The 26,685-nt window shown below is 66.0% G+C and carries 24 protein-coding genes and 2 pseudogenes; 14 read left to right on the forward strand and 12 right to left on the reverse strand.

The genetic code is table 11. The features are described from left to right. Positions 1-77 precede the first annotated feature (77 nt). Positions 78-550: pseudogene (locus CACI_RS54665) on the forward strand (transposase); the annotation flags it as partial. Between the two features lie 134 nt (positions 551-684). Here CACI_RS54665 and CACI_RS19085 read toward each other — a convergent pair. Both CACI_RS19085 and CACI_RS45765 read right to left on the reverse strand, forming a co-directional pair. Further along, the gene (locus CACI_RS19085) at positions 685-987 is read right to left on the reverse strand and encodes a hypothetical protein (protein WP_015792473.1); all 303 of its coding nucleotides are present in this window, start codon (positions 985-987) and stop codon (positions 685-687) included. A gap of 105 nt (positions 988-1,092) precedes the next feature. Then, a complete protein-coding gene (locus CACI_RS45765; RefSeq protein ID WP_015792474.1) occupies positions 1,093-2,070 on the reverse strand; it encodes a MarR family transcriptional regulator in 978 nt (325 codons plus the stop codon). Between the two features lie 101 nt (positions 2,071-2,171). On the opposite strand from CACI_RS45765, the gene CACI_RS19095 reads away from it, so the two are divergent. The 5 genes and pseudogenes from CACI_RS19095 (at position 2,172) to CACI_RS45770 (ending at position 5,790) form a co-directional block, all read left to right on the forward strand. Then, positions 2,172-2,975, forward strand: coding sequence for an SDR family NAD(P)-dependent oxidoreductase (locus CACI_RS19095; RefSeq protein ID WP_015792475.1), 804 nt, complete (start codon positions 2,172-2,174; stop codon positions 2,973-2,975). A 383-nt stretch (positions 2,976-3,358) separates the two neighbouring features. Continuing rightward, a complete protein-coding gene (locus tag CACI_RS19100; RefSeq protein ID WP_015792476.1) occupies positions 3,359-4,150 on the forward strand; it encodes a group II truncated hemoglobin in 792 nt (263 codons plus the stop codon). Next, positions 4,147-4,827 (forward strand): GTP cyclohydrolase II, encoded by a 681-nt coding sequence (locus CACI_RS19105; protein WP_015792477.1) that lies wholly within the window; start codon positions 4,147-4,149, stop codon positions 4,825-4,827. The genes CACI_RS19100 and CACI_RS19105 overlap by 4 nt, the downstream gene beginning before the upstream one ends. Positions 4,828-4,877: 50 nt before the next feature. Beyond that, positions 4,878-5,051: pseudogene (locus tag CACI_RS54670) on the forward strand (recombinase family protein); the annotation flags it as partial. Positions 5,052-5,124: 73 nt separating this feature from the next. Continuing rightward, positions 5,125-5,790 (forward strand): Lsr2 family DNA-binding protein, encoded by a 666-nt coding sequence (locus tag CACI_RS45770; RefSeq protein WP_049871626.1) that lies wholly within the window; start codon positions 5,125-5,127, stop codon positions 5,788-5,790. A gap of 211 nt (positions 5,791-6,001) precedes the next feature. Here the strand turns inward: CACI_RS45770 and CACI_RS49940 are convergent, their stop codons facing one another. Then, positions 6,002-6,631, reverse strand: coding sequence for a hypothetical protein (locus tag CACI_RS49940; protein WP_015792478.1), 630 nt, complete (start codon positions 6,629-6,631; stop codon positions 6,002-6,004). 134 nt (positions 6,632-6,765) lie between these two features. Then, complete coding sequence (locus CACI_RS19115; RefSeq protein WP_015792479.1) at positions 6,766-7,152, reverse strand: hypothetical protein; 387 nt, start codon at positions 7,150-7,152, stop codon at positions 6,766-6,768. 230 nt (positions 7,153-7,382) lie between these two features. Here CACI_RS19115 and CACI_RS49945 point away from each other — a divergent pair, with 230 nt between their 5' ends. After that, on the forward strand, positions 7,383-8,051 hold the full coding sequence (locus CACI_RS49945) for a hypothetical protein (RefSeq protein WP_143765301.1): 669 nt from the start codon (positions 7,383-7,385) through the stop codon (positions 8,049-8,051). 347 nt (positions 8,052-8,398) lie between these two features. Here CACI_RS49945 and CACI_RS19120 read toward each other — a convergent pair whose 3' ends face one another. Then, positions 8,399-10,441, reverse strand: coding sequence for a hypothetical protein (locus tag CACI_RS19120; RefSeq protein ID WP_015792481.1), 2,043 nt, complete (start codon positions 10,439-10,441; stop codon positions 8,399-8,401). Positions 10,442-10,737: 296 nt separating this feature from the next. Between CACI_RS19120 and CACI_RS19125 the strand changes: the two genes are divergently transcribed. Further along, positions 10,738-10,962: a hypothetical protein gene (locus CACI_RS19125; protein ID WP_015792482.1), complete on the forward strand. Its 225-nt coding sequence runs from the start codon at positions 10,738-10,740 to the stop codon at positions 10,960-10,962. 150 nt (positions 10,963-11,112) lie between these two features. On the opposite strand, the gene CACI_RS19130 is transcribed toward CACI_RS19125, so the two are convergent. After that, the gene (locus CACI_RS19130) at positions 11,113-11,988 is read right to left on the reverse strand and encodes an IS5-like element ISCaac1 family transposase (RefSeq protein ID WP_015792483.1); all 876 of its coding nucleotides are present in this window, start codon (positions 11,986-11,988) and stop codon (positions 11,113-11,115) included. A gap of 156 nt (positions 11,989-12,144) precedes the next feature. Here CACI_RS19130 and CACI_RS19135 point away from each other — a divergent pair, with 156 nt between their 5' ends. Continuing rightward, positions 12,145-13,269: a recombinase family protein gene (locus tag CACI_RS19135; RefSeq protein ID WP_190276776.1), complete on the forward strand. Its 1,125-nt coding sequence runs from the start codon at positions 12,145-12,147 to the stop codon at positions 13,267-13,269. Positions 13,270-14,474: 1,205 nt separating this feature from the next. Here CACI_RS19135 and CACI_RS19140 read toward each other — a convergent pair. From CACI_RS19140 to CACI_RS45775, 3 genes are all read right to left on the reverse strand, one after another. Beyond that, on the reverse strand, positions 14,475-15,206 hold the full coding sequence (locus tag CACI_RS19140) for a hypothetical protein (protein ID WP_015792486.1): 732 nt from the start codon (positions 15,204-15,206) through the stop codon (positions 14,475-14,477). An 81-nt stretch (positions 15,207-15,287) separates the two neighbouring features. Further along, positions 15,288-15,623, reverse strand: a complete 336-nt coding sequence (locus CACI_RS19145) for a hypothetical protein (protein ID WP_015792487.1) — start codon at positions 15,621-15,623, stop codon at positions 15,288-15,290. Between the two features lie 315 nt (positions 15,624-15,938). Beyond that, a complete protein-coding gene (locus tag CACI_RS45775; RefSeq protein WP_015792488.1) occupies positions 15,939-16,310 on the reverse strand; it encodes a hypothetical protein in 372 nt (123 codons plus the stop codon). A 451-nt stretch (positions 16,311-16,761) separates the two neighbouring features. Here CACI_RS45775 and CACI_RS49950 point away from each other — a divergent pair, with 451 nt between their 5' ends. From CACI_RS49950 to CACI_RS51255, 5 genes are all read left to right on the forward strand, one after another. Next, positions 16,762-17,070 (forward strand): hypothetical protein, encoded by a 309-nt coding sequence (locus tag CACI_RS49950; protein ID WP_143765303.1) that lies wholly within the window; start codon positions 16,762-16,764, stop codon positions 17,068-17,070. Next, the gene (locus CACI_RS19155) at positions 17,067-17,645 is read left to right on the forward strand and encodes a hypothetical protein (protein ID WP_015792489.1); all 579 of its coding nucleotides are present in this window, start codon (positions 17,067-17,069) and stop codon (positions 17,643-17,645) included. The genes CACI_RS49950 and CACI_RS19155 overlap by 4 nt, the downstream gene beginning before the upstream one ends. Before the next feature lie 27 nt (positions 17,646-17,672). Next, positions 17,673-22,883, forward strand: coding sequence for a CHAT domain-containing protein (locus CACI_RS19160; protein WP_015792490.1), 5,211 nt, complete (start codon positions 17,673-17,675; stop codon positions 22,881-22,883). A 224-nt stretch (positions 22,884-23,107) separates the two neighbouring features. Continuing rightward, entirely contained in the window at positions 23,108-23,389 is a 282-nt protein-coding gene (locus CACI_RS49955; RefSeq protein WP_143765304.1) for an integrase, read from the forward strand. An 8-nt stretch (positions 23,390-23,397) separates the two neighbouring features. Then, on the forward strand, positions 23,398-23,547 hold the full coding sequence (locus CACI_RS51255) for a hypothetical protein (protein ID WP_190276777.1): 150 nt from the start codon (positions 23,398-23,400) through the stop codon (positions 23,545-23,547). Position 23,548: 1 nt separating this feature from the next. On the opposite strand, the gene CACI_RS19170 is transcribed toward CACI_RS51255, so the two are convergent. From CACI_RS19170 to istA, 3 genes are all read right to left on the reverse strand, one after another. Next, a complete protein-coding gene (locus CACI_RS19170; RefSeq protein WP_015792491.1) occupies positions 23,549-24,052 on the reverse strand; it encodes a hypothetical protein in 504 nt (167 codons plus the stop codon). A 77-nt stretch (positions 24,053-24,129) separates the two neighbouring features. After that, positions 24,130-24,921 carry an IS21-like element helper ATPase IstB gene (gene istB / locus CACI_RS19175; RefSeq protein ID WP_015792492.1) on the reverse strand — a complete coding sequence of 264 codons (792 nt, stop codon included), beginning with the start codon at positions 24,919-24,921 and terminating at the stop codon, positions 24,130-24,132. After that, on the reverse strand, positions 24,918-26,513 hold the full coding sequence (istA, locus tag CACI_RS19180) for an IS21 family transposase (RefSeq protein WP_015792493.1): 1,596 nt from the start codon (positions 26,511-26,513) through the stop codon (positions 24,918-24,920). Before istA ends, istB begins: the two co-directional genes overlap by 4 nt. Between the last annotated feature and the right edge of the window lie 172 nt (positions 26,514-26,685).

A 26,685-nucleotide genomic window follows, 5' to 3' on the forward strand; every position in this document is an offset into this window, starting at 1 on the left:
GGAGTAGATCGTGCGGGAGAGGCGGGAGCTCGGGAAGCGCGCCTAAGAGGGACAAGCGTGATCGGTATCTTCGGTTGATGGCGCAGCGATTGAGCAACGCCGCTGCGTGTCGCGAGGTGGGGGTCAACCCCAAGACCGGCTATCGGTGGAGATGCGGTCGCAAAGTTGTCGATCGGGCTGGGCGTGAGCGTGTCTATGCACCGATCACCGATCACCGATCACCGAACAGCGTGACGGCGACGAGGTCTTGTCGCGGTTCTTGTCCGAGGACGAGCGCATCGCCATCGCCGACTTGCTGCGTGCCGGCAGGTCGCTGCGGGCCATCGCGCGGGAGTTGGGCCGTAGTCCTGCCACGGTCAGCCGGGAGGTCGGTCGCAACAGCCATCCCCGCACCGGCAAATACAACCCCTTCTACGCTCAACAGCGGGCTGCAGTGCGGCGGGCGCGGTCCAGAGACGGCAAGATTCGACGTGATCCGGAGCTGAAGGCATATATCCAGCCGCGCCTCAACCAGCGCTGGAGCCCGGAGCAGATCAGCCGAGCCCTGCGTGAGGTCGAAGGGATCGCTGATCAGCGATCCCGGCCGGGCGTCCGGTACGTCACCAGGTCGTGCGCTGCTTGGCGAACACAGCGCACGACCTCCCGCGTCCGATCTGTCAGGGCGCGGGAGACCGCGGCGGGGTATCAGAGGCCGAACGCTTCCTTGGTCTTCTCCCGCTGCGAAGGCGCCACGCCGCGCATGACCTCGTAGCTGCTACCGTCCGTGGTCGACACGATGATGACGTCGTGGCCCTGAAGCTCCTCGACGGTGGCGATGGCGTCGCGCGACAGGGAGATGTTGTCGTTGAAGATCAGCCGGAACGGGACTTTGAGACGGATCGTCTGTTCGTCGAAGTCGTCCACGGCCCAGCGCTTGTTCTCGGACTTTTCCTCGGACTCGTCCTCGGTCTTGTCGTCGGTCTTGTCGTCGGTCTTGTTCTCAGTCATGCCTGCTAGCGTGGCGTCGGCGGAGAACTGACGGCGGTACAGGTAGGCCGTTCGGGTGTGTCGCCTGAGTGCACCGCCACGTCCGGTGCCGGGTCGAAAGCGTGGTCAGACCTGGTGGATCACCGTGTCGTGTGCGAAGGCCGCAGGTAGAGATTTCTGATCCGCGCAGTGTGGACTCAGGTCCAGCACCGCTTGGTGGGGTGCGTCAACGCCGCGGATCAGGTCGACGGTCAGCGTGTCGGCCTCGGCCTCGGCTGCGCCGCGGAGTGCGGCGTGCAATGAGGCCACTGAGCGCAGTTCGCGGCCGCCGGCGTTGATGAGGACGTCGCCGGTTCTGATGTCGGCGCGGTCGGCGCGGCTGTCCCGGTCGACGGCCTTGACGAGCAGCCCGGCGATTTCGGGGAGGCCGACGGCGCGCCGGATTTCGATCGCGCGGTGGGCCGGGGTCAGGGAAAGGCCCAGGCGCGGCAGGGCGCCGGTGGAGACCGACCCTTCGAAGGCGACCAGCAGGAGGCGCAGCAGTGCGGACAGGGTTTCGCGCTGTTCTGAGTCCAAGGCGGCGAGCAGGCGGCTCTCGGTGCTGAGGTGGGCCGGAGTGACGCGGTCCAGGAGGTCGCGGCCGGCGGGGGCGAGGCTGACGAGGGTGTTGCGGCGGTCGGCCGGGTCCGGTGCGACGGCGACAAGGCTGCGGTCGGCGAGGCGTTCGATGCGAACGCTGATGGTTCCGGAGGTGAGACCCAGCTCCCGCATGAGGCGGCGCTGGGGGACGCCTTCGGGCTGGTCGAGCTGGCGCAGAGTCGCCAGGGCGATGTAGTCAGGGCCGTTGAGTCCGAACTCGGCGAACGTGGCCTCGACTTCGGCCTCGATGATGCGTCGAACCCGGCCCAGGCGCTGCACCACTGCTACCGGCGACAGGTCGAGGTCGGGCTGGACCTGGGCCCAGCCCTCCAGGAACCGGTCGACGGAGTCCTGCAGGCCGACGGAGTCCGTGGCGGCCGCAATGGCGGCGGCGCCGAGGAGGCCACCGGCAGGGACGTCGGCGCCGGGTCCGTCTGCGGCGGGGAGATCAGTAGACAACGGCATGCCTCGGAGCTTACCGTCTAGCCAATGGCTTTGGCCCAAGGTATTTGCCAAAACCTTCTGCGCAACCTTTTCCCACACCTGCCCAGTGAGGATCCGAATCCATGGACCTGCAGTTGCACGACAAGCGTGCCCTCGTCACCGGAAGCACGAGCGGCATCGGCCGGGCGATAGCCCTGGGTTTGGCCCGCGAGGGCGTCGCGGTCGTCGTCCACGGCCGGGACGCCGAACGCGCCCAAGCTACCGCTGAGGCCATCATCGCGGCTGGCGGCCGGGCGGCCGTCGTCCTGGGCGATCTGACCGACGACGCCGCGGCGGCCGCGGTCGCCGAGGAGGCAGCCGGCGCGTTCGGCGGCGTCGACATCCTGGTCAACAACGCCGGCGGCCTCGGCGCCGACGGTTGGTCCGAGGCTTCGGCCGAGGACTGGATCAGCCTCTACAACGGCAACGTCGGATCCGCGGTCCGCCTGATCCGGGCCCTGACACCGTCGATGAAGGCGAACGCCTGGGGTCGGATCATCCAGATCGGCAGCGCCGCCAACCCCAACCCGATCCCGGCCCGCGCCGCGTACAGCGCCGCCAAAGCCGCCCTGGCCAACCTCACCGTCAGCCTCACCAAAGAACTCGCCGCCACCGGCATCACGGTCAACACCGTCAGCCCCGGCCCGAGCCGCACCGACGGCTTCCGCGACCTGGCCGCCGGCTTCGCCGCCCACCACAGCCTCGGCGACGACCTCGAAGCCGCGACCCGCAGACTCCTTGACGGGCCCCTGGCCAGCCCGTCGGACCGCCTGGCCGAACCCGAGGAGATCGCGGCCCTGGTCGCCCTCGTCGCCAGCCCGCTTGGCGCCTCGGTCAACGGCGCCAACCTGCGCATCGACGGCGGCCTCATCCCGACCGTCAACTAGCGACCTGTGTCCAGAGGGAGGTAAGCCGGAACCGGCGCGTGCCAGGCGTCGGCGCTTGTTTGCCGACGGCCCGCCACACCAGCACGGCGGTGCGCTGCGGCCAGTCCTTTGGGACCGGGTTCCCGGCCAGGGTCCGGGTGTCGATGGCGGTGTCGCGGATTCTGCCTGGGGCACCGGCACAAACTCCAGCCTGCGGAGACCTTTTCCTATGCACGGCTGTGTTGTATCTCAACAATACAATTCTGTACCGTATTGAAATATGACGTGGTCCGGCTGGATGCCCTGCCGCCGGACGCCATCCAGCGCCGTCTCCGATCTGGCATCCGCCAGGTCACGCGCATATCAGCACACGTACAACGACTGGTTCAACCGGAGAGCGCACCATGATCGTCGAATACATCCGTTACCTGATACCCGCTGACAGCAGCGAGCAGTTCGAGTCCGCCTATGCCCGCGCCGCCTCAGCCTCGCTCGCCGTGGCCCCGCAGTGTGTGGAATATGAACTGGCCCGCTGCACGGAAGCTCCCGACCACTACATCCTGCGCATCGTCTGGACCTCCGCGGACGACCATCTGCACGGCTTCCGCGGCGGCCCGCACTTCGCGGCCTTCTTCGCCGAGATCAAGCCCTACGTGACGGCGATCGAGGAGATGCGGCACTACGAGCGCACCGCCGTGCGCGGCCAGGGCGGATCGGTTCCGACCATGTTCGACTGGCTCGGCGGCGCCAAAGCCCTGGAGCGCCTGACAGACGTGTTCTACGACCACGTCCTGGCCGACGAGGTGGTCGGGCCGCTGTTCGCGCACATGGACCCGGCCCATCCACACCACGTCGCACTGTGGTTGGGCGAGGTATTCGGCGGTCCGTCGCGCTACACCGCCGAACGCGGTGGCTATCACCACATGATCACCCAGCACCTCGGCAAGGCCATCACCGAACCGCAGCGCCGCCGCTGGACCAACCTTCTGATGGACGCCGCCGACGAGGTGGACCTGCCGTCCGACCCGGAGTTCCGCGCGGCTTTCGCCTCCTACATCGAGTGGGGCACCCGCCTGGCGCTGACCAACTCCCAGCCCGGCGCGACCCCCTTCACCCATGCACGGGTCCCGCACTGGGAATGGGGCGCCGGCATCACCCCGCCCTACCGGTCCGCCGCATCCAAGGCCGCGTCATGACACAGCCCTGTGCCACCGACGAGCGGCAGGGACAACTGCCGGCCGCCTCGGTCCGGGCCGCAGTCCGAATACCGCTCCAACTGCCCGACGGACTGTGGACCGACGGCGAGGCCTTCAGCTTCAACGGCCTGGCCGACGGCCAAGAGCACCTCGCCGTCGGGCTCGGGAACCACCGGGGCACGGACGTACCGCTGGTGCGGCTGCACTCCGAATGCCTGACCGGCGATGTACTGGGTTCAGCACGCTGCGACTGCGGCCCACAACTCGCCGATGCCGTCGACCAGATTTCCCGGACCAGCGGATACCTCATCTACCTGCGTCAAGAAGGCCGCGGCATCGGCCTCTACAACAAGCTCGACGCCTACGCGTTGCAAGACCAGGGCCAGGACACCTACGCGGCCAACGAGTCCCTGGGCCTGCCGGCGGACGGCCGCGACTACGGCGCCGCCGCCCAAATGCTGCACGCCCTGGACGTACGGGAGATCAGGCTCCTGTCGAACAACCCCGACAAGCAGGCCCAACTCGCCCGGCACGGCATCGTGGTGCGCGACCAGGTCCCGACCGGTGTGTTCGTGACCACCTCGAACACCCGCTACCTCCAGGCCAAGATCGACGTCGCCGGACACCAGATCGCGCTACGCGCACCCACGGAGCACGGGGGAGGTGTACCGGCGTGACCCTCAGGGAGAACCGAAGCGTCCCTGTGGCGGCGCGGCGCGCGCGGTGAGCCGAGGCGCACGACCTGATCATGAGCGTGCTCGGCGGTATGTCGAAAGGCGAGCATAATCGCGTCAAGATCCGGGTCCGCTCCGCCATGTCCGCCCAAGCCAAGATCGAGGGCAGATACCTCGGCGGTCGACCACCCTACGGCTACCGCCTGGCCGACCTGGGCCCACACCCCAAGCGGCCAGCAGTCCAACGGCAAGTCGCACTACCGGTGCCGGTACCCCAAGGAGTACGCACTGGCCAACCACGTGCAGCACCCGGACAACGTCTACGTCAAAGAAGAGGACCTGCTCCCGGTCATCGACCAGTGGCTCGTCAAGCTCTTCGCCCCGCACCGCATCGGCGACACCATCCGCGCCATGGCCGACAACGCCGCCGCCCTCGCCGAGCCCGCCCCGGCGGCCGATCCCGCTGCGGACGTCGCCGCGAAGATCGCCGATTGCGACGCCAAGCTCGACAAGTACCGCGCCGCGCTGGATGCCGGAGTGGATGCCGAAACCGTCGGCGGCTGGATCGCGGCGGTGAAAGCCGAACGCGCCCGCGCCAACCCTCAGGCGCGACTCAGCGAGGAAGTCATCAAGAACCTGATTCAGGCGCTCGGAGACATACGAGCGGTCATCGAGAACGCCGCGCCCGAGGCCTACGCCCCGGGCACAAAAACGATTAGGGCCGAGATGAATCTCGACCCTAACAATCATGGGGTTATAGGTAGTGTCCGAGGGGGGAATTGCCCCATAACCCCAAGAAATGCTTCCCGATTCTCCTCTGAGATTAGCGTCGAGGACGCTTCGAGTCGAGTCCTTGGCGATCCAGTTGCCGTTCGCAGCTGGGCGCGCAGCCATGGACTGCAAGTTGCTGACCGCGGCCGCTTGTCCGGCGCAGTGATCAAAGCATGGCAGGTTGCCCAGAGCTGATAGGGCGTAGTGCAATCGAGACGAATCGTTACCGGGAAGTTGCGCAGACTTGGGCCTAGGTTCGGGGGCCGCCATATGGCGGCCCCCGAACCTTCGACGAGGCGTTCACGATGTCCCGTTCCCCACGCCACCCGACCGGATCCGACGTTGGCAATGGATGTCGTTCCGCATGCCACGATCGCGCCCTGAGCCAAGACCGGCTTCTGGAATCCTAAGGCTTCCACGCCTCCTTCTCGTAATAGTTCAGCAGCTCGATCTGAATGGACGCGCGACCGAAGTTGAGTCCCTGGCCCCGGTATCTCTTGTGCCGCCCGAGGGCTTCCTCCATTGATTTCTGATACTTCTCTGCATTGCTTCTAACTTTACGACGCTTCGCATGGAGGGCTGTATACCCGTAGCGTGCTGCCAGCCGGGTTCCTTCGTCGGTGATCACTGGATTGGAAAGGGTGTCGAGCCAACGTTCCAAGTTCGCGTGACTGGTGTCCCTGAGCACGCCTTCGACGAAGAAGGGAATACGTTTGGCCACGTTTGCCGGAAATTCGGCGGCCTTGGCGGGCGCACCGCCGTGGGCTCGGGTAACGATGTTGCCTGCCGTTCCACCAGCGACAGTTTTTGTGGCAGCTCCGCTGGCAAGCGATTTCGCCACAGTCCCGGCGGCCACCAGCGCGCCGATGCCCCACCAAATAGCGATGCCCGTCAGGACGAGGACGACAAGGTAAATTGTCAGACAGGCGACAGTCGCCCTTCGCCCCGTCCAGTGATTCCAGTAGGTAATTCGCTTCCATGGAATACCGAAGGCCGCTGGTATCACGATCAAGCCCAGTATGATGAGGAGGGGCACGACCATCACCTCCGGTCGCGTAATCGCTTTCATTATAGTAGTCAAGAGCTGTGTCGCGATTTGACGAGGCGGTCAGACGTTGGGCCGGGTCCACCCCCGCGGGACCAGGACCTTCGCTCAGTGCTGATGACTACCTACTGATTCGGCAAGGTCTTCTTGACTTCCTGGTCCGACCCGACGCCGATCTCGATGACGTCGATCGGCAAGAAGCCGCTGACGAAGCGATAGCCCGAATGGCGTATGCCATCGCCGAGGGACGGGTCGATACGGGCAAGTCGCCGGCAGGCTATCTGCTTGTCATCGCGCGGCATGTTCTCGTCGATCGCTATCGTGAATCGGGGAGGGCCGCCGTTGTCCGGGGTCGACTGGGCGCCGAGAACGGCGACGATGCGGTCGTGCGGCTTCTGGATCGCTTGACGACTGTCGACCAGGTGCGTGCGGCGCTCCGCCGCGCCGCCCGTCGTCGCGACACCACTACTGTCACAGTCATCACCACCTGGCTGAATCTTGCCGCGCAGCACGGTCGTGGGCCCACGTCCAGGGAGGTGTCGGCGCAGGTCGGAGTGTCCAAGACAGCCGTCGCCTATGCGCTGGAGCGATTTCGGGGTGACCTCGATCGGGTTCGGGAGAAGGAGCAGTGAAGACCCAACTTGCCAGAGCCTCTCGCTGCTACGTACTTGTGATGTGACCAAATTGGTCACCAGATCAACGTGCAAGGAGTCCGGCCATGGGTTTCGGGAGAGGTGGACGGGTGAGCAAAGAGGAAGTCAGTGAGGCCCTGGAGGCTGTGGCGGCGCATCGTTCGGAGCTTGCCGGCCTTGGCTCGCTACCTGACGGGCTGCAAGAAACAGTCCTGCAGATGCTTCCTCTCGGCACACGTCTCGCACTGGAGACCTACAATCTTGTGGACGTTTCCCCGGTTACTTCTCGTAGCGTGCAGATCCTTCGCCTCAACCCATTGGGAAAGGCTGTCCTGAAACAACTGAAGAAGGGTGATGATCCTGCTCCGTCCTCACTCGACGAGCTTCTCGAAGAAGATGCGGACCAAGAAGTCGCCCTCGTCGGCCTGACCCCCGTCACGGTGCGTGTCGAGCAAGTCCGGGGCTGGCGAGACAGTGTTGCTGAGGATTCGCCCTTCACCGAATGGCAAGACGTTTCAGAAGGCCCGGTTCCGGTTGCCGTCGAGGTGGGTGAGGAGCTGGCGGCGACTGTGGTGGCCCATCTCGCTCTGGAGAAGGCGGGTTCGACTGTCGTGGTTTGGCAGGAATCGGGCCTGGCGTCAGTGATCGACAGGAGGACCGGCGAGCCACTGCCACATCGAGACCGTCCGCTGGCGATCGCGGCCCTGGACGAGACGATCGAGGCCGTCGAGTCACGTCTTGCGGTTGCTCCCAATCCGTCCGGCAGTCCATCGGCCTGATGGCCTGAGGGTGCCGACAACCTCGGCGAGCTGTGATGATGCGGTGCTGTGGCGTTGAAGCTTGTGTATCTCGCGGCGAGTCGCTTGTTCGCTTGGACCAGGCTCGCGGCGCGGGATTCGACGGCCAAGGACGTCGAGATTCTGATCTTGCGGCACCAGCTCGCAGTCGCGCAGCGCCGGGATCCACGGCTGGCCCTCAAGCTCACCTGGGCCGACCGTGCGTGGCTGGCTCTTCTCGCGGGCTGGTTCCCAGGCACCGGATCGGCCGCATCCGCTGGATCGTCACGCCCGAGGCTGCTGAGATCCTTCCGTGCAGACAGCACCGTTTCGACGAGCCCCATCATCGATCAACTGGACGGAAGTCCCAATTTGTCGAAGAACGCTCGGTTCCGCTCAGTGGCCGCGTTGACAAGACGGTCGAAGCTCACCACTTCGATGTATGCCTTGTACGGCTCGTTGTAACCGAAGTAACCGAGTCCGTCGTGGGTGGGACGCAGGCTCGCATATTTACACCGCTGCACCATCGTCGGCGTGAGATCGGCGATGACGTAGCAGAAAGCGGGCGCCTCATGCGTCTCGGGGATCTGCCGCCCTGATGCGGTCTTCACGCCACCAGCGCGCACACGGTTCACATATTCCAGACATTGCTGGATCGGGTCTTTGTCCTCCGACGCGTCGTTACGCATCGGCCGCTTGATCTCGATTACGACGATGGACGGCAGCGGGAGCGACTCGCCCTCTGAGGCCAGCACCGGGGAGCCGACGAGCCGAGTTGCGAGCACATCGGGCTCCATCGTGGACTCGGATCCTGTAATCGGCATGCTCTTGAGCGTCTTGTCGGAGGCAAGGTAGTCGTGGAACGCAAGCCCCTCGTCGATGATCCACAGGTTCGAGGCGTCGGTGCCAATCCCGTTCGAGTCGGCCCGCATCGGGATGAGCAGCGAGTGGATGGCGTCTTCCCTGCTGTACCTGCCGTGGTCGTCGGACCTGATCAGTCTGGCGAGCACGTCGAGGATCACTCGTCGGCGCGAGACGTACGCGGCCAGGTCGGACTGGTTGATGTCCTTCACCGTGTCCAGATACCGAGCGAGGCGTTCGGCGTAGTCATCCGACCGAGAGGAGCCGGCTTCATCGAAGACGGCCTGACCCTCGGCAATCGCGGCGGCTTCGAGCTTCTGTAGGCTGCTGTGCAGCAACAACTCAAGGTCGTGGTCCTTGATGGACGGATCCACGGACACGCCGAGCGACTCGATCCGCGACAGAACTGGCCGGTACCTCGGCGCACGGTTGCTCACGAACTCGTTGACGCGGACCTTGCCTTCCTCGCGCGCTGCACTGAGCGGGGTGGCGAGGATACTCTCGACTTCCCTGAGCACGCCCTCGCGGATGTCCTCCAGCGACACGTCTTCGAACAGCGTCGCGCCCGGCACACGCTCGGCAATGTCGAAGCCTGTGCGGTCGGCCCGGACGTGGTTGTCGAGAGAGCCGGAAGATAGGTAGCAGACGTAAGTGAATGGGGAGGATGCTTCGTCCTTGAGTCGGCCGTAAAGCCCTGGCACCTTGCTCGTGAGGTTCTCCTCCATCACCACGCGGCTCGCGGCGCACCAGTACAGCCGTGGCGTGAGACTGCGTGTCGAGGACTTGAGGCGAAGGTTAATCATATCGAACTTCTCACCTTTGACGTCGATAGAAGTTATCGACATCGTAGAGAACACAAATTCGTCCATCAGATCCTTGAGCGAGACCGTCTCGTCGTCGTCGGTCACCGTAATGTCAGGCGCGCCGCCTGGGCGGAGGAAGTACCAGATACAGTGCTCGAACGTCTCGCGAGCGATGGCGTCGACGGACTTCACCGCGTTCTGCTGGAACGGCTTCTTGAACCCTTCGAGGTTCACGATCGTGCCGACATTGCTTAGGCCGTCCGCTTCCCCGTCCAGCTCCACCTCCCCCTCTACGGAGAACCGGAACTGCCGTCCGTGGAGGCCACCGGCTTCGTCCTCATAGGCGCTGCAGACCGAGACCCTGTCGAAGGCCTTGAGCCAAAGCAGGCGTCCCACACCACGGCAGCCGATGGCGGCCTTGTGGTCGCTGTCCAACGTCTCGAATGACGTCATGTTCGCCGAGGTGAAGCCCACCCCGTTGTCCTCGACGCTGAAGGCGACTATTGGCTTCAGCGCCACACGCCCAGGGCCAGCGGGACCAAAGTCGAGTTCCTCCTGCTGGCTGCGCTGGATCCTGACGCTCAGACGACCACGCTCGACGTCGTCGCCGAATCGGGCGTCGATCGCCTGAATGCCGTTAACGACAGCCTCAAGGAGCGGCAAGAGCGCATGGCTCTTCGGCAGGCTCGTGTTCCGGACTCGGCCAGCCAGCGACGTGGTCAGCGCCATGGTTTTCTCCTCGCTCCGACGCCGCCCACCCTATCGGTGGGCCCGGTGGGGAGCATGCTCGGCGACGGAGATCCTCACGGCGTGGCCTCCCGGTCGACCTCGCCATCGCCCCAGTCCGTCACCGACCCCTCAATCGCCGACATTCTCGACAGCGTGGCATTGATGGTCAGTAGGCGGAACGCTACGTCGTCGCTGGCACGCGCTTTCGGACGCCAGTATTGCCAACGTCCACGACCCCTGAGACACCAAGTACAGAGCCGACTTGGCATCTGACCAGTGCAAACAGGCGGTGCTCCATGGCGAGAAAGCAGGCTGTGCGACCGGCGCTGTTCCCGGTTTCGGCGCTGCAGTCGGCGCCAGCACACCGAACGGTCTCCGCTCCCACCGTGGTGCTGGCATGTCCGGTAGACCTGGAGGACCTGGCATCCTGGGCCGCTGCGCATCAGGCTCGTCCGGCACGCCTGGTCACCGGCGGGCTTCGGTTCGCGTTCTACTGGCGGTGCTCGACGGAGGACAACTAGGATCCTGCGACCTCGCGTTCCTGGCAGCTGGGACAGGCACTGTCGACGATCAACGGCGAGGGCCGGATCGTCGTCGAGTTCTCCGATGTGGGTAAGAGCCGGTTGATATCACCGTTCCAGCGTTCCGGCTCGGCGGCGCTGTTGGCAGCCTTAGAGCGACCGCCACTTGATGGTATAGGGGAGTCGGCGGCTGGTTGGTCGGGTGTCCCAGCGGTAGCGGTTGCGGGCTTGGCGGATGAGTGCACGGACGGTGACGAACGCGGCGGCGAGGTAGAGGTAGAAGTCGATGATCTCGCCGTCGCGTTCGAAACAGCGGCGGATCTTGCCGTAGCCGTTCATCCAGCTCTGGCTGCGTTCCACGACCCAGCGTTTGCCGACCTGGATCGGAGCCGGCACCCCCTTGGCGGCTATCTCGCCGATCAGGTGGTGCTCGTCCAGGACTTTGCGGCACGGTTTGCCGTTGTAGGCGGAGTCCAGGTGGATCGTGGCTCTGTCCGGTAGGTGTCCGACCTGCTGTTTCGCTGCCTCGATGGTGGGTTCCAGCAGCTTTGAGTCGTGTCGGTTGGCGCCGGCCGAGGCCAGGCCGAGCGGAACGCCGTCGCCGTCGACCAAGGTGGAGCGTTTCAAGCCCTGCTTGGCGCGGTCGACCGGTGAGGGTCCGGCCTTGTCGCCTTTGCATGGGGCTTTGGTGTGGCAGCCGTCGGCGGACAGGTCGTGGAGGTCCAGGCCGATCATCGTGTCGTAGGCGGCCAGCACAATCCGGTGGAGTTCCTGTGCCAGGCCTATGTGGGCCCATTGCTTGACGCGGCGGCGGATGGTGGTCGCGGAGCACCCTTGCGAGGCGATCCGCTCGTACCCCGAACCGTGGACCAGGGCGTCCACGACGTGCCGGAACACGACCAGGTCCGGTATCCGGCGGCGGTGGCATCCCCACGGATGGGCCGGGTCGAACTCGGGCCGCTCGGGCAGCAGAGCTGCGAACTGGTCCCACAACGCATCGAACAGAGATGATGGGACTGCAGGCACGGATCCTCCGGCGGTTACGAAGCGTAGAGAACTCCGAGATCACCGGGATCCGTGCCTGTCTGTCAATCCCCTCAATCACTTGCCGTCCACAGCCAGCTGCACCCCATCAAGTGGCGGTCGATCTTAGCCGATCCGGACCGCGGCTTTGACGCGGTGGTGATCGGCTCGCACGAGCGGGCGTTCTCCGGCAACCAGTACTCCCTGGTCGCACCACTGTTGGCGCTGCATGGGGTGCAGCTGTGGATGCCGGAACTCGGCGGCCGGGTCGACCCCGCGCTCGACACGATCGAGGACCTCATGGCGCTGCTCGGGATCCTGTCCCGGCGCGAGGTTCAGCGGGCCAGGCGCCGTGTCATCAACGCGATGACCGTCCAGGTCAGCGAGCAGGGTCGGTACGAGGGCGGCCGGGTGCCGTACGGCCTGAGGCTGGTCGAGGCTGGACCGCACCCCAACCGGCGTCTGGCCCGGCGCGGTATCTGTCTGCAGAAGTTCGACACCGATCCGGACACGGCACCGATCGTCGCGGGGATCTTCGCCAGGCGGTTAGAGGGATTCAGTCTGGCCCGGATCGCCCGGGACCTGAACAACCAGCACATCCCGTGCCCGTCGGCCGAGGACCCCGAAGCCAACCCGCACCGCACCGGCGCCGGATGGACTTTGGGCACGGTTCGGGAGATCCTGCTGAACCCCGTCTACACCGGACGCATGATCTGGGGCCGCAGCCGCACCGACCGCGACCTGGCTGATGCCGGCAACACCGCGCTCGGCCACCGCGAGGTCCGGCGGCGCAACGGCCCCGAGCAGTGGGTGATCTCCCAGCGGCGGACTCATTCCGCGATCGTCAGCGACACCGACTTCATCGCCGTCCAGAACCTGCACGCCGAACACGCCCAAGCGACGCACGACTACCGGCTCAAAGGGCTGCTACGGTGCGCGATCTGCGAACGCGCCTTCGAAGGACACTGGGTCAACGACACCCCCGGCTACCGCTGCCGGCACGGACACCGCAGCGTCAAGGACGCAGCGACGCCCCGGCCGAAGAACGTCTACCTGCGTGAGGACCGCGTCCTGGCCAAACTGCCGCTGCTCCACCACAGACTCACCGCCGCCGAACCGGCCGCGGCCATCACCGGCGCCACTGCCAGCGCCGCCCGCGCCGTATCGCCCAGCCCTGAGGAGGTGATCGACTACCTGCGCGCGCACGCGATCGTGCTCCGCTTTGACCGCAGAACTCGGACGCTGGAGACCAGCAGCGAACACCCGGTGCGCATCACCATCTGACCGGACCGTCACCGCGAACAACCACGGAAGGAGAACCCGAGCACGTCGCTTGAGCTGTCCCACGACGGCCGGCGACAAGACACGCACTGCGACGGGAGGTGATAAGAGGCACGACCAGCGCCCGGGATAGCGCGAGAATAAGCCCGGGTGCCAAAAAGTGCTGCCCTAAGGCAGCCCGATATGGGGTAATTGAGTGTCCGAGGGGGGTTTTATTCCATAACCCCACGAAATCCCTGGGCATTCAGTGATTATTTGCACCTGGCGGGTTCCGCCGCGTAACACTGCTAGTGGAGGAGCTCTTTGGCCAGAGTGTCGGTCACATTCCGGACACTTAGAGTGTCCCGCTGGGCGGCGTCGCAGTCAAGCGGATCCAGCCTTTTCGAGCGAGATCTCTTCCGGCGCCGTGAGGCCCTCCGCATTTCTCGCGATCGGCACGAATGATTGAACGGCTCCAGCGCTCGGAAATGCATCTGCCGTTTTGCCGAATGTCTTTACGAAGCCGCTTAGTCGTGGAAGGTGATCGGATTCTTCAGCGACCCTAGCGTGTGGAAATGGCGGGCGAGCCACTCGTACGCGAAGTTGGATGATGGTCGCGAGCTGCCGAGTGGGGTGGTGTCGTCCTCGAGCATCGGCAGGTGGCAGGCGGTTCGTGATCCCGGGCGCGGGCCTTGGGGCCGGTGCCAGTACGGCCAGCTTCCGAGTGAGGTTTCGGCTCGAAGTTCGACGGGCCCGGGTATGCGGGTCGTGGCTGGGGTCCTGGACCCAGGCGAAGTTCAGGCCGACCGGGTGGTGGTGGGTGCCGGGGGTAGGTGATCGTGCCCTCGACGCGCGCGGGCAGGAGGCTGTTAAGCCGGAGGGCCGGCCCGAAGCCCGGGAGTTTTCCACCAGGTCGCGGTATCCGGCGATCGCTTCGATGAGGATCTCCGCAGTGGTCGAGACGGCGAGTTCGGTGGAGTACCCCTGCCAGCGCAACCGCCGTCCCGCAGGGAGATCGCTGCAGGTGCTCGCCGTCCGGTCTGCCACTGCTCGTTCAGCCAGATGACGTCCGGCGACTTGGATGTGTAGCCGCCGCGCTGCCCGGTGGAGGAGACGCTGGTGTTCACCGTCTCCATCATCGGGGCGACCTTCTCGCGGAGTGCATCGAGCGGGATCGTGTCGCGTCCCAGCTGCACTCCGGCGTCGCTGATGGCCAAGCTCGCGAGGATTCACAGGCGCTCGTGGTTGATGCGGGTGCCGGCCGAGGTGGGCAGGGCCTGGCGTTGGATCACCTCGGTGAGGGTCTTCAGGATACGGTTGCGGTCCCAGTGCCATCGGCCGTAGTCGCCGCAGGGTTCGGTGAACATCTGCGAGGCACGCCACCCGCCGGGGCGAAGGTCGCGCAGGTGGGTGAAGTCCGGTAGCGAGACCATCGCGGGGATGGTCTGGCCCCAGTGCTCTGGCAGAGTCATGTATCCGGAGGCGAGGTGCGTGCCCCATTGCACGAGGCGGTCCTCGCTATGGTGTGCCAGCGGCGTGGCCAAAGAGCCGTAGCCGTCGAGCAGCGCCTGGAGCGCTTCGCGCAGCCACAGCCCGGCGGCAATCGCCGAGTCGGCCTGAGTGTCGCTGCTCGTGCCGGGTCCTCCGGCGTTTCGATCCAGGTTCGACGGGGCTTCGTGAGAGCCAGCGTTGGCGTTCCGGCAGGTGGCCTCCGGCTCGATCTCGTCGAGGATCCAGGACAGCGCTGCCGGATTGGTGCAGGCTACTCGGCACAGCGGCTGCTCCCGCTCAGCCGAATCCGGGCAGGTGGCGACCGCGGATGCGATTGAGTAGCGCCAGGAGGGGAAGGAGTCGCGGCTGGCAGCGGCTTCGATCTCGAAGGTGCCGGATGAGATCGCCGGTGCGCCGAAGTGCTGCTCGAAGACCGGGAGCGCGAAGCTCAAACTGCCGTCGTGCTCCACGACGAGCCGGGTATCGGTCAGCTGCCAGACCTGCGCCTCGTTTCGATCGCGGTCGGCGGTACCGGCTCCTGCGCTTGCAAGTCAAGACGCCCAATCGGGACAGCGCTTGCCACACGCCGCGCTCGGCCGGCGCCTCTGGATGATGGTCTTCGGGTGGTCGTGCAGCAGTTGCAGCCGGGTCACGTCCGCGTCCTGACCCGACGCCAGTCGGGTAGCCAGCGCCAGGATCGTCAGAGGCCGCCGCAGCAGGTCGGTCGTCTCGGTGTTCCGCTGCCGCCATGGCAGCTCACTGTCGGATGCGATCTTCATCAGCTGTGCGTCGCGCTCCACAGTCCACGCTTCGACGTCCAGACAGACGGTGCAGTCCGTCGCGCCGTGCCCGGCTGGGTGGTTGCGAGGATGGCGGCCTTCGGCCACACGCTGACCATCTCGCGGGCCTCACACACAGCCGTTCGGCGTCGACTGGATCGATCCGATCCAGATCATTCAGCACCACCCGGCACACAGCCCTCGAGTCCTGACCCAGCCGAAACCGGACCGTTTCTTCCACGCCATTCTTCGCCTCACGCGCCTCAAACCAAACTGGGACGGACACCGCGTCATCGTCGCGTGCCTGCTGAACTCCCTCATCGAGCCAACGTGCCGCCTGCTCTGTCTTGCTGGCGCCCATCGGGGTGACAAGAATCCGCAGTTGCCCGGCCAGCACGGCCACGACGCCGTCCGGCAGCTCTCTTATCCATCGCGGCACCTGCTCAACCCGATCGGGCGCCACGGCTTCGAGGCGCTCGACACGCGCGGCGTGCAGGCGGCGGTCGACAAGATCAAGCGCCTCGGTTTGGGGCGCTGGCGAGGTGAGAACGGCAGCCGGTCCGCAATTGCGTCCGCGACATCCTCAGGGGTGAATGAGGTCCGGGCGACCTCGGCGGCCTGCTCATCGGTCATGTTCCAGCCTTGCCGGAGGCGCTGATGCTCGTCGCGCTGAGCCTGCTTCCACTGCCGCAGCATCGGCTCGGGAAAGTCGTCGGGCGTGTCGTCGATCTCGGAATCGTGCGGGATGCACAGCAGAAGGAGGCTTCCCGGGCTGCGGTTCTCCTCGTTAGACATGGCGCCGTTCCACTGCGGACCGCCTTCGCCGCGGGCGTGGGTGTGGGCGATGCGGATGTTCAGCTGAGTCTTGCCAGACTCGAAGTTCTGGCTCGCGACATTCGGGTTCCGCGCAGCGGAACGAGGTTCCGTGGAGCTGCTTGACCGTTCCCGGCGGCGGCTTCGGATGCTCGATCGGCTTGTTGGATGCCGCGTTCTTCGCCACCTCTCCATCGTCGCAGGCGCCGCCCACGGCAGCTGCTGGTCAGTCGTCAGCGGTCAGGCGCTGGCGTTGAGGCATGCCGATCTGACGCCGCCATGGTCAGCCCTAGCCGAGCGAGATGGGGCGGTGGCTGGCAGGGGTTTCCCTCCGGCGAGGTAACGGGACTACAGAAAGACGGAGGCTAGGTATGGTGGTCTCCAGCGAACCTGCTGCGCACGGCCAGGAGATACAGCGATCCAGGGGGGTTCGATGAGCACGGAGGCACAGAACCAGGATCCTGCGTCCGAGGTGTCTGCGGCGGTCGCGGCACAGTCGGGTTCCGTCGCACAGTGGACGGGAGCAGCGCAGACCGTTGCCAAGCAGGCGTCAGAGCCCAAAGTCGCGACTGAGACTGCAGTGGTGGCCGACGCTGCTGCGGAGGCAGGTTCGCGAGGCGCGCTTAGGACGGCAAAGCCTACGTTTGAGATCACCTTTGAATTGCGGAGAAGGGCTCTCGACCGGCCCGTTCGCGAGCCGGATGCGGCCGACGGCGACGACGCACAGCCGGACCAGCGATGACCGACATCTCACAGGCCGATCAGGCTTCCCTCTCCACCTCGACTACACCGGCGGGACCGGATTCGGCTGCGTCTGCGCTCGCACGAGCGAACGGGGCGATCGCTGAGTTCATCGGGCAGCAGGTCGAGTTGGAGCGAGTGCAGCGCGAGTCGTTGGAGACACGGGCACGGGCGGTCATCACCACGTCGGGCGGGATGGTTACCATCCTGCTCGCACTTGCCGGGCTTGCGGCGAAAAGCGGGACGCAGGTACTGCCGCATGGCGCTCGCGACTGTGCTGCAGCGGCAGTGGTCGGGTTCGTGCTCTCGTCGATGGCGGCGATGTTGCCCTCCTGGCCTCGGCGGACGCTGCTGGTCAGTACGGACTCGATGGACGAGGCGCTGCGGCAAGTGGGTCAGATGGCCGAAGAAGACCTTGCGCGCGCCTTCTGCGCCGCGCGTGTCCGTCATATCGCGATCGCCCGGGACATCAGCGACAGGATGGCTGGCCTGCTGCAAGTGGCGCTGGGTGTGCAGTTGCTCGCCGTTGCACTGCTGGCGACTGCAACCTTCTGGACGGTTCTGTTCGCACGCTGACCTAGCTCGAATCGAAGGTGGCTCCGGATGGATATGGGCGCGGGTCTGGGTGACAGCCATTCGGCGGTGCTGCAGATCGACGGCGGGCTGGTGCGTTTCAAGGCCGGCGCGGGGTCCGTCGCGCAAGAGCACAGTGGCCTGACGTACCGCGCGCGTGAAGCGCTTCGGGAGCTGCGGGAGCTCCGCCAAGGCACCGATGCGGTGTGGTGGGAGCTCGGGCTCGGGCTCGGGGAATCCTTTCTGGACGGGCCGGTCGGGGTTGCGCTGGCGGCCGAGCTCGGGCGCGCTGCGCAGACCGAAGTACCGTTGCGGCTCGCGCTTGACATCGCCGAGCCAGCATTGGTGAACGTGCCGTGGGAAGCAATGGTGCTCCCGGAGAGGTGTGATCGGTCGCGGCGACAGATCCCGCTGGCGCATGACAGTGCGGTGCAGGTTTTCCGGCTCGTGGAACAGGAGTCTGCGACGGGGACGGCGGTCAGAGCGACACCCGGAGTGGTAGGCAGGACCGCAGGCGGCGTTGCCGGCGGGCCGGCAAGGCTGCCGCGGGATGCCGGATCAAACGGAGCGCCGCTGGAGGTGTTGGTGGCAATCGCGTTCCCGGAGCGCAGCGGGCTGGACCGGCTGGACTACGAACGGGAGCTTGTGCTGGTCCAGCGGGCGATGCGGCCGGCGATTGAGACTGGCATGGTGTCGCTGCGGCTACTCACATGGGGGACTGCGGACTCGATCGGCGCCGCGCTGCGTGAGCGGCCTGCAGACATCCTGCACATCTCGTGCCACGCCGCGCCGGGCGTCCTCGCTCTGGAGACGGTCGACGGTGAAGAGGACTTCGTGGACGCCGGGACGCTGGTCTCGCGAGTGTTCCCGCAGGACCGACCAGTCCCGATGGTTGTGCTGGCGGGCTGTTCCAGCGCGCTGGGCACGGTGGACGACGTACAGGGGCCACTACCTGGCCTGGCTCACGCGCTCGTGGCTCGAGGAGTCGACGCGGTGGTGGCGATGACCGCGGACATCTCGGACGACTGTGCCGTCGAGTTCACTGCGGGACTATATGCGACGCTGGCGCAGGATCCAACGTTGGCGCCGCTAGACGTCGTGACCCAGACCCGGGCTGCATTGGCACCTTTGCCACCGCGCGAGCCGGGGATGACGGAGCCGCAACAAGAACCGGCCCGAGAACGGGGGCGAGAGCAGGCTGACAGAAACGGCCGAGAGGCGAGGACGACGCTGATTCCAGCCTTGTTCCTCAACTCGGCGGGGGTCGGGCTGAGGAATGTGCAGGCTGGGAGTGCTTCCGTGCCCGGGGCGGCGTCAGAGCCGGGGCTAGGATCTGGGGTTGGGTTCGGCGCAGGACTGCGGGCCAGCTCGCGCTCGGAAGTCTTGGGTGGGTGGAATGAGGGCTCTGGCTTTGTCGGGCGGCGCACGGAGCTGCGCGGTCTTCTGCGTATCTTGCGGTCGGATCTGCCGCGTGTGATCTTGTTCGGGATGACCGGGATCGGCAAGAGCGCGCTGGCCGCTGAGCTCATTACGCTCCTCGACCCGGGGGCGTGGGTGGTCGTGCCCCTGGATGCAGGGGCGGCTGCGGACAGTGTGGTCAGCACTCTGCTTGGGGTGTTAAACAGGGTTGGCGCGTTGGGCAATCCGATGCTCGAGTCCTGGCTTTCCGATCCGGATACGCCATGGATCAGGCGTCTGGATCTCGTAAGTGAGAACGTGCTGCCGCACACCCGCGTGCTGCTGATGGTTGATGGGGTCTCCTGTTCAGGCGATCCGGCGACGGGAGCGTACGCAGCAGAGCCTGCGGAGCTGGGTTGGTTTCTGGACGCTTGGTCGCGACTCGGGCCGAACGCGGGGCTACTCGTCACGTGTCGTCATCCGATTTCATTCGAGACGCGTGGTAGGAAGCTGGTGCAGCATTGTCTACTCGGGCCGTTGTCGGCGTCCGACACGCAGACTTTTCTCTATCAGCATGCGCCGCAGCGGAGTGCTCTGTTCGCGAAGCTGCCCGATGCTGGGTTACTCGGCGGCCATCCTGCAGCGCTTGGGCTCGTCGCGAATGCCGTGCGCAACGCCCAGGACCCGACCGCGCTGAGCCCAGAGGTGATCCATCATGCGCTGAACGAGACAGCGCCGGCTCTCGACGAGGTCTTCGAGCTGTTCGCGGGCCTCGATGCCGGGCATCCAGTGCGCCAGCTGCTTGTTGGCGCGTCGGTATACCGGGGGCCGGTACGGCGTGAGGCCTTGGAGCAGCAGCTTGCCTTGACGGATCAAGCTGCTACGAATCCGGAGCGCACGACGCGGCTGACCGTAGCCTTGGAGAATGTTCTGCGCGAGGCCCAGACCGAGGACGTATCCGAGCTGTGGTGGGAGGATGGAGAGCCGTTACAATTCTCTGAAACGCTGCTCGCGGACCTCGAGGATGCACAGCGACCAGTCGTAGATCCGTCATTCCCTGAGGTGCTACGTAGCGCGCTGGGCACCGGACTCATCTTCGGGTCTTATGACAACCGGTCCGGAGTGGAGAATCAGAACGGAGCGGACGACGGAAACGAGGCGAACCGCGAGCCGTTCAAGGTTCATCCATGGGTGGCCGCGCAGATTAGTGCGCTGGCCGACCAGGCTGAGGTGGACGCCGCTCGCCGCCGGGCTGCGTCCTACTGGCGCCGCCGACTGAACATGGACCTGGCGCGCGGGCACCTGCCGTCGCTAAGCGAAGACGCTGAGCGTCTGTTGGAGCAGTTCGACGCTCTAGGCGACATGGCCGCAGCCAAGGAGCCGCTGCTGAGATCGGTGAGCCTGGCGTACCTGCGCGGGACCGGGGGCTACGAGCAGTTGCGAGAGCGTTGCGAGCTGGGCCTCGCGCACCTGCCGCTCGAACCGAAAGAGACCGTGGTGTTGCTGCTCCTGCACAGTGTCGCCTGCTACGCGATGGGTGACGAGGCCACAGGGGCGTGCAGCAGCGAACGAGCTGTCGAGGCAGCACGGAGCCTGCCCATGAACTCGCCCACTCGAGTGCAGACCGTCATCATGCATACACGCAACCTACTGAGACTGCCGCAACGGGCCGGCGAAGTCGCGACACTCATCGATGAGGCTGCGGAGGGCGCACGGGCCTGCGGATACGACCTCCTGGATGGAGCCGTTGACCATCTGCGGGCGATGCTGGCAGTCAGGCGCCAACAATTCGACGAATGCGACCAGTTCGCTCGCGCGGCCTTGCACACGGTCGCCGGGGTCGCACCTATCTGGTACACCCGGGCGGTGCAGTGGGAGGACGTCGTGGACCTCTCCGAGGCGTTGAGGTTGGGCGAGTTGGCCGGGGCGGCAAGTGATCAGGCCATCCTGGCGGAAGGCCTCGGGATCGCCGCCGACACAGCCGAACTGGGCTGCCTCGGCCTGTGCGCCGCCATAGCGCTGGAGCGCGGCCGGCTCGATGAAGCGGCCGCGTTCATGGACAGGGCACGGCAAGTGGCCGACCGCACTCCTCTACCCGGCCAGCTTCCGCCGATTTACGCCCTAGACTCGACCATCGCCCTGCTCCAAGGCGATATCTCTCGGGCCGGAGAGCTGTGCCGAGCCGGTGTGACCTCGGCTCGGGCGTTCGATGACCGAGTGAGCGAGACCCGGTGCCTTAACCTGCTGGGCCAGATCGCCATGCACGGCGGCCAGGCGAACACCGCGCTGCGCGAATTCGGCGCGGCGTACGCCTGCGGAATCGGCACCGTGGCGGACGACCAGGCCAGGGTCTCAGCAGTGTTCTGCGCCTTCGTCTACACGACGATGGAGGATCCGCGTGCGCGGGACTGGCTGGACAAGGTCGGCGACACGCTGCCCACTGATCCGGGGGCAAACTCCCTCGCACAGTACATGATCGGCCAAACCGCCCTGGTCGAGGGCGACTTTGCAACAGCCACGCGGCACGCGCAGGACATGCTCCGCGTCATCGAAGAGGGCGACTATCCTCAGATCTCTTGCATGGGGAAGCTGCTACTAGCGCAATGCGCCGCCGGGCGCGACGACTGGGACGCCGCTGGAGAACTGTTCAGCGAGGCGATCGACGCCTCCGAGGTATGCGACCAGCCTTTGCTAAGGTTCGACGTGCTGCTCAGCGGAATCGAGATGGTCCTCACGATCGACGAGCCGGTGAGTGTTGGCGACCTCGACGCGCTCGATGAGATGGCGCAGGAGGCAGAGGCGATTGCGCAGGGGGCGGATGCGCCAGGACTGATCGCCCGGGTCTTGCAGGCCCGGCAACTGATCAGGGGCCGCAGACGCGGCCCGCTAGGGTCCGGCTTTGCCGGTCCGCTGCTCAGGGCGAGCCGTGATGTCGGGGACGCGGAGGCCGTCGAGAACGCAATCGTGGCGCAGTTCCACGAGGCGCTCAACGCTGAGCGGTTTGAGGAGGCCTCGGAGCACCTGGCGTGGCTCAAGTCGGTCGTCGAGGCCGGCAACGAGGGCAAAAGGCTCTTGCTCGGGTTGATGGAGGCCTCGCTTGACCTCGAACAAGGGCGTCTCACCGAAGCCGAGGAGCGTATGCTGCAGGTCTACGCCGCAGCCGACGCGGGCGGACCGGACATAGCCGAACTCGCCGCGATGGCTGCGGGCCTGCTGGCCGCGATGGCCGCAGAGACCTCGGATCTCCACAAGGCAGAATGCTGGCAGGCGACTGCGTTAAGGCATCTAATCACGGGCACCGCAGAGTGGTACCAGGAACTCGACGGGTTGAAAGATATGGCCGAGGAACGCGCGGCAGCCGACCCCGCCGCCTGGTGGCAGAACCTGGAAGCGATCGCCGACGACGCTGTGGCCCGTCACCCCGCGCTTCCCGACCTCGCCGCGGCGGTCCACCAGATCTTGGCCAAGATCGCGGATGACCACGGGCCCGCAGCACAGCGGGAACGCTGGCTGCGGCAGGCGTTAAGTCTGTGGCCGACGGACGTGCCGGAGCACTCCGATTACGGGCCCCGGGCGACCAGGCACGCTTTGGCCCGGCTGCTCGCGCGCGACGAGGAGACCCTCGACGAGGCGACCTCGCTATTGATCTACAACCTGTGCCGTTCCGAGGAGGACGGAAGCGGCTACCACGACCCATTCGACGAACTTCTTCTCGGCGTGCTGCGGCAGTACTGGGGCGAACCGGTATTTGCTGCGAAGCTTGCCACGCAGGCAGACGCCGAGCAGCAGGCTCGGATTCTCGCCGCCACGAGTGACTGGGGAAGTGCTTCCGACCAGATGTAACGCACGGCCGCCGCGTTGCGCGCCGACCTTGCGCCTGCCGAGAACTGTATCCGCGCAGGTCAACAATGCACGGGATTGGTTGTCGGTGCCCGGTCGGTGATGTGCCCCGGGTTCTGTGGAGTCGGGATGCTGGACAATCGTTCTTCCACCAGGCTTGAAGGCTACTGCTCCGTAGTTGGCCTGAGGGTGCCGACAATCCCTGCGAGCTGGGATGATGCCATACCGTGGGGTTTAAGCTGATCTATCTGGTCGTGACCCGGATGTTCTCGTGGCTGTGGTTGGCCGAGCGAGATTCGGCGGCGAAGGACGTCGAGATCCTGATGCTGCGGCATCAGCTTGCCGTCGCACAGCGTCGTGATCCGCGTATGGCACGAAAGCTGACCTGGGCCGATCGGGCGTGGCTGGTGTTGCTGGCCGGGCTGCTCCCCCGTGGCCTGTGGGTTCGACAACTCCGCCAGCGGCTTGAGCTGGGCCGATGTGGGTTGCGCCCACCTCGTCGTGGATGATCGTCAGTGTGTCCCAGCGCCTTGTGTACTTGATGTTCGTCCGGATCCTTGACTGGCTGGTGCTGCTGACTCGCAGTGACGCGGCCAAGAACGCCATGTGGACGATCGCGTATTTCCCTGAGGCTGCGATCACGCAATTCCCCAGGTCCCCGCTGTGAATCAGGGCTGCAGTCCGGACCGGTGCCGTTCGGCGGCCTGGGCTGGCGTGTCGTAGTAGCCGGGTCTGGCCAGAAGCACCGTGGTGAAGTAGTGGCCCTGTGCCTCGAGTGGTTCGTCGTCGGCCTCGAACGGTCGCCACAGACTGAGCAGGAGCTCGGGTGCCACGAACGATGCTGGGTCGTCTTCGGCAGGCTCGACCGGAGTGTGTTGGCGTAAGCGCTCGACGACCTCTCGCGCCGGCAGAGTGAACAGGTCGACGTCCCTGAACCGGACGGTGTCGGCGTGGATTTCCGGTCGGGCGAGTTCGATTGCTTCCAGACGGTCACGCATGCAGCTGATGCTGATCATCAGACCACTCGGCCTGAAGATGTGCTGCCCCGGACGATCGGACTGGGAGAGCGAGTCTGCATCGCGCAATAACAGCAAGGCGGCGTCGGCCTCTGCGCGTGAGATGCCGATGCGCAGCGGGCCGACGCCGTGGGGCGGATCGAGCTCGAAGTCCATGCGTGGATCATGGCAGAGTCGCTCATCGCTGAAGAAGCCGTCAAACGGACATCCCTGTCCGCAGTGGGTCTTCGGCGTTACCGCTTGACTTTGGCAGCGGGCGTCTCGGGTGTGTGGACCGTGTCGGTGGAGTTCTTGGGCCGCTTGTTGGGCCGGTAGCTGGGGCCGTTCATGATGACCTGGTGGCTGGTGTTGATCAGCCGGTCCAGGAGTGACTCGGCGACGACGGGGTTCGGGAACAGCGGATACCAGTCGGACGGGGCACGGTTGCTGGTGATGATCAGGCTGCGGCCCTGACGTTCGCTGACCAGCTCGTAGAGGTCGTCGGCCTGGGGTGCGGTCATCTGGCGCATGGCGAAGTCGTCGAGGATGAGCACGTCGGGCCGCACCAGTTCCCGGACGCGCTTGTCCCAGGTGCGGTCGGCGTGTCCGCCGGCCAGGTCGGCCAGCACGCGGCTGGTCTTGGCGAACTGGACGGCTGCGCCTTGGCGGACCGCGAGATGTCCCAGCCCTTGGGCGACGTGTGTCTTGCCGACCCCGACCGGCCCGAACAGGATCACCGACTCTCCGGCGTGCAGCCAGCGCAACGCGGACAGGTCTCGGATCTGGGCGGCGGGCAGCTTGGAGGAGGCGTTGAAGTCGAACTCCTCCAAGGTGACCTGCTGCTCGAACCGCGCCTTCTGCAGCCGGCGCTGGAACGCGACGGTCTCCCGGCGGGTGATCTTGTCCTGGCAGAGCACCTGCAGGAACTCCAGGTGTCCGAGCTCCCCGCCGTGGGCCTGGATGAGCCGGGCGTCCAGGGTCTCCAGCATCCCCGACAGACGCAGGGCCTTGAGCGACTCGCGCAGGGCATTGCCGATCGGGTTCATCGGGCACCGTCCTCGGCGTCGTCGCTGATCTGGGGATGGACCACGTCGTCCGTCACCCCCATGGCCGCGTCAGCGGCGAACAGCCCGGCCGGGCCGTGCAGGAACGCCGCGGCCCCGGCGTCGCCGGTCTCCGGCTCGGGGTCGGTCTCGGTGCCGGCGATCAGGACGCCCTTCACCGTGCGATAGGACGGGTCCCCGACCGTGATCGCCTTGGCGCAGGCCGCCTCCAGCCGCTGGTCGCCGTACTTCTTGCGCAGCCCGACGACGCCTTGGGCCGCGCGCAACCGGTAGAGCGCGTTGACCTCCAGCAGGCCATCGACCAGCTCGCGGCAGGCGTCGCCGACCTCCGATGCCTGGGTGCGGCACCAGACCGGGGTCCGCATCTGGAAGGCGATCTTCTCCGGCGGGTAGTCGTTCTTGTCGGTGCGCTTGCCCTGCTCCAGCGCGGCGTGGGTCTTCACCATCTCCCCGTCCAGGAACACCTGGACCATCGTGGCCGTCGAACGAACATCGACGCGGCGGCCGATCAGCTTCCACGGCACCGAATACAGGGTGCGGCCCACGCGGATGTGGATGTCCGGCCCGACCGTGGCCGTCGACCAGCGCGCGAGCGTGAACGAGGCCTGCGGCAGCGGCAGCAGTATCTGCGCCTCGGCGGCCTCGAACACCGAGATCGGCGAGGCGCCGCCCAGCGGCCGGCATGCCCTTCGCCCGGCGACCGTCGTCGACCACGCCACGGCATCGGCCTGCATCTGCTCGATCGAGGCGAACTCCCGACCGGCCCACCAAGAGTCCCGGATATAGGGCATCTGTCTTTCGACTCTGGGCTTGTCCTTCGGCTTCACCGCGCGGGCCGGGTCCACCAGCGCCCCGTAGTGCGCCGCCAGCTCGGCATACGCCCGGTTGATCTTCGGGTCGTAGAGGTCGGGCTTGTCGACTCCGGTTTTCAGGTTGTCCGGGATCAGGCGCTTGGGCACCCCGCCGAAGAACTCGAACGCCGCGACATGCGCCTCGGTCCAGGAGTGCTGGTCCATGCTCAACACTGGCCGCACGAACATGTGCCGCGAGCACGGCAGCACCATCACGAACGCCCAGACCCGGTGCCGTTTCCCAGAGCGCGGGTTCGTCCACTGCCCCAGGAACCCGTAGTCGATCTGCGCCTCGGAGCCTGGCTCGACCTCGTCGCGCAGCACCGTCACCTTCGCCCGGTCGGCCTGCTCCGGCATCGTGGCATGCACCCAGCGACGGAAGGTGGCCACCGACACCGTCAGGCCCCGCTCATCGCGCAGCCGCTGGTGGATCGTGGACATGTTCACCGTCCCCAGCAGGTCCTTCACGAACTCCCGGTGCGGATCGATATCACCCCAGGTGATCTGCCGCAGCGTGCGGTCGGTCATCTCCGGGAACCAGCTGCGGATCAGCTTCGACCAGTCCTCCTCGGCCATCGGCGGGCCGCCCGGCACGATCCCAGACCGCTCGGCTGGCTTCAGATACTTCCGAACCGTCTTCGGATCCACCCCCAGCGACGTGGCCACCTCGCTCTTGGAACGGCCCGCATACCAGTGGACGAAAATCTCGACAATGTCGACCACCCTGAACGTCCTCCTCGCCATCCGGCTGCCCATCGGCCTTGGAAACCGTGGGGGCGAGCGGGACGACGAACGCCGTACTTCGCGACCCCGTCCCTCCCGACCCGAGGCCGTGCTACCCATGGGGACGAAGAACGTGCGGAACGAAATATGACAAACCTCTGAAACCACCCGT

This window comes from Catenulispora acidiphila DSM 44928 (assembly GCF_000024025.1).
Classification (GTDB): domain Bacteria; phylum Actinomycetota; class Actinomycetes; order Streptomycetales; family Catenulisporaceae; genus Catenulispora; species Catenulispora acidiphila.